4 protein-coding genes are annotated in these 2,786 nt (G+C 60.8%); 3 read left to right on the forward strand and 1 reads right to left on the reverse strand.

All coding sequences use genetic code 11. The features are described 5' to 3' along the window. On the reverse strand, positions 1 to 128 hold a 128-nt coding region (locus tag JOZ06_RS20635; RefSeq protein ID WP_366814329.1), incomplete at its 3' end, for a transposase. 56 nt (positions 129 to 184) lie between these two features. Between JOZ06_RS20635 and JOZ06_RS02765 the strand changes: the two genes are divergently transcribed. Genes JOZ06_RS02765 through JOZ06_RS02775 form a run of 3 tightly spaced genes read left to right on the forward strand, consistent with a single transcriptional unit; the run spans position 185 to position 2,496 of the window. Then, a complete protein-coding gene (locus JOZ06_RS02765) occupies positions 185 to 505 on the forward strand; it encodes an IS66 family insertion sequence element accessory protein TnpB (RefSeq protein WP_293228395.1) in 321 nt (106 codons plus the stop codon). Beyond that, positions 505 to 864 (forward strand): IS66 family insertion sequence element accessory protein TnpB, encoded by a 360-nt coding sequence (tnpB, locus tag JOZ06_RS02770; protein ID WP_293228396.1) that lies wholly within the window; start codon positions 505 to 507, stop codon positions 862 to 864. Before JOZ06_RS02765 ends, tnpB begins: the two co-directional genes overlap by 1 nt. Before the next feature lie 39 nt (positions 865 to 903). Beyond that, positions 904 to 2,496 carry an IS66 family transposase gene (locus tag JOZ06_RS02775; protein ID WP_293228398.1) on the forward strand — a complete coding sequence of 531 codons (1,593 nt, stop codon included), beginning with the start codon at positions 904 to 906 and terminating at the stop codon, positions 2,494 to 2,496. Positions 2,497 to 2,786: the final 290 nt, after the last annotated feature.

The raw sequence follows: 2,786 nt of genomic DNA on the forward strand, positions 1-2,786 counted from the left end.
TTGTTCGCCAGCGCGATGGCGGTCGTTGATACGCCGGGCTGCAGACACGCAGCGACGATGTCGGATTTGAATTCAGCAGAATAGCGACGGCGACGACGCCCCGCTTCGGGAAGGTGCAAGGTATCCATGTGTCCACCACGAAGTTAAGTGGACACGATGCTCCCAGCTATCTTATGACCGCTCAATGTGGGGCGGCCGGACGCTTACGGAACAAAGACCGAAACGCCGCCTCAATCGCAGCATCAACGAATGGCAATCATTGCTTTCCCAATTCAAATCCAGTGGCATGACTGGCGCTGCGTTTTGTCGGAGCCATGGCATCACCGAAAGCGTCTTTTACCGTTGGCGTGCCTTGCTTGCCGCGCGCGAGCTTCCCGCGGGTGAGCCCACCTCGCCCGCATTTGTCGACCTGGGTCCGTTGAAGAGCGAACCGCAGCGGGAGCCCCGTTTCGAACTGCGCCTGGATCTCGGTGCTGGCCTCACGCTCACCTTGGTGCGTGGCTGATGTTTTTCCCCGAGGGACATCTCCGCGTTCACCTCTATGGCGCGCCGGTCGACATGCGCAAGTCGTTCACGGGCTTGTACGCGCTCACCCGCAACGGGCTGGGGCAGGATCCGCAATCCGGTCAGATGTTCGCGTTTATCAATCGTCGCGCCGATCAGATAAAAATTCTGTACTGGGATCGCTCAGGATTCTGCCTATGGAGCAAGCGTTTGGAGGCTGGCCGTTTTCTGTCAGATTGGTCCAAGGTACGTCAGCGCGAAATGGACTGGACGGCATTGAAACTTCTGTTGGAAGGCATCGAACCGGGTCGTCGCAGAAAGCGCTATCAGGAACATCTATCGGGCGTAAATACGCTATGAATTCAGCAAAATCACTGCTGTTTGCGGTAAAATGGCTGCATGCCAAATACCCCGACGCCACGCCCGCTCAGTCACGACGAAGCCGCCGCCCTCACGCCGCAGCAAGTCGTTGGTCTGTCCGAGCAGGTGGTCGACCTGAGCGACCGGCTCAATGGGCTGCAGCAGCAACTCGACTGGTTCCGTCGCCATGTATTCGGACAGAAGAGCGAGAAGCGTCCGCTGACACCCGACGAGCAACTGAGCCTGTCCGATCTGTTTCTCTCCTTGCCGGAGAAACCTTTGCCCGGCAAAGCCGTCGCCGCCCACACCCGTCAACCCGCAAGCCGCAAACAGGACGAGGGCGAGAGCCTGCCGTTCTTCGACCGCGAGCGGGTTCCGGTGGAGATGATCGAGGTGGCGAATCCCGATATGGCCGGGCTGTCGTCCGATCAGTACGAAGTGATCGGCTTCAAAGACAGCTACCGCCTGGCGCAACGCCCCGGCAGTTATGTGGTGCTGCAGTATCGCCGCCCGCTGATCAAGCGCCTCGACACGCAGCAGCTGTCCTGTCCGCCAGCGCCGGTTGGCGTGCTCGAAGGCAGCCGCGCCGATGTCAGTTTCCTGGCCGGTTTGATGGTCGACAAGTGCGCCTACCATCTGCCGTTGTACCGCCAACACCAGAAATTGCTCGATGCCGGCTTCACGCTGAGCCGGCAATGGCTGACCCAGTTGTTCAACCAGGGCGCGGCCCTGTTGGAGCCGATCTACGAAGCGCAACTGGCGTCGATTCGCGCCGGTCGTGTCATCGCGATGGACGAAACGCCGATCAAGGCGGGTCTGGCCGGCGCCGGCAAGATGAAGGCCACCTATTTCTGGCCGGTGTACGGCGAAGGCGACGAAATCTGCTTCCCGCATTTCGAGAGCCGCCGCCACGAGCACGTGCAAGAAGTGCTTGGAGTGAAGCCCGGCGCCGACAAGGTGTTGCTGACCGATGGCTACGCGGCCTACGCCGCCTATGCCAAACAAAACGGCGTGACACATGCCCAGTGCTGGACGCATTGCCGGCGCGGGTTCTTCGAAGCGCAGGAAGCCGAACCAGAGGCCGCAGCCGCCGCGCTGAAATTCATCGGCGCACTGTATGCCGTCGAGGAAACGATCCGCGAGCAGAAACTCAAGGGCGAGAAAAAACGAGAGTATCGACTCGATCACGCCAAACCGGTGGTGGAGCGATTCTTTGCCTGGGTGGCCGAGCAATTCGAACGACAGGGCCTGCTGCCGCGCAATCCCCTGACCAAGGCACTGAACTACGCGCGCGAGCGACGCAGCGGGTTGGAGGTGTATCTGGCAGATCCGGACGTCCCCATCGATACGAATCATCTGGAACGCGGGCTGCGGGTCATTCCCATGGGTCGTCGCAACTGGAACTTCTGCTGGACCGAGCTGGGCGCCCGGCAGATTGGCATCGTGCAAAGCCTGATCGCCACCTGTCGGCTGCATGGACTCAGCCCCTACGACTACCTGGTGGATGTGCTGCAGCGCGTGGGGCAGCAGCCCGCTGCCGAGGTGGCACAACTGACGCCGCGTCAGTGGAAAACGCACTTCGCCGCCAATCCATTACGCTCAGACCTGAGCAAAATCCAGAACGCGCAATAACGTCGATCAGTTACCGCTTACAATATAACAAATAGCAACGGTGTCTCCGATCAAAACAGCCCGATCTTTACTCCTCTGCCGACCCCGGAACTCCCCGCTCCGCTGATGCTGTCCTTCGGCATGCTGCAGCCCCTGCTGGCCCGGATCAGACGCCAACGCGGCCAGTGCTGAGCCTGGCAACACAGGCATCATCTACACGGCGGCGGGTGCGACACCGGCCAGCCGCCGCCGTCCAGTGCATCGCGACGGGATCGGGATTGCTTCCGTTCTCCGCCGGGGTATACTGCGTT

Source organism: Paludibacterium sp. (genome assembly GCF_019232825.1).
Classification (GTDB): domain Bacteria; phylum Pseudomonadota; class Gammaproteobacteria; order Burkholderiales; family Chromobacteriaceae; genus Paludibacterium.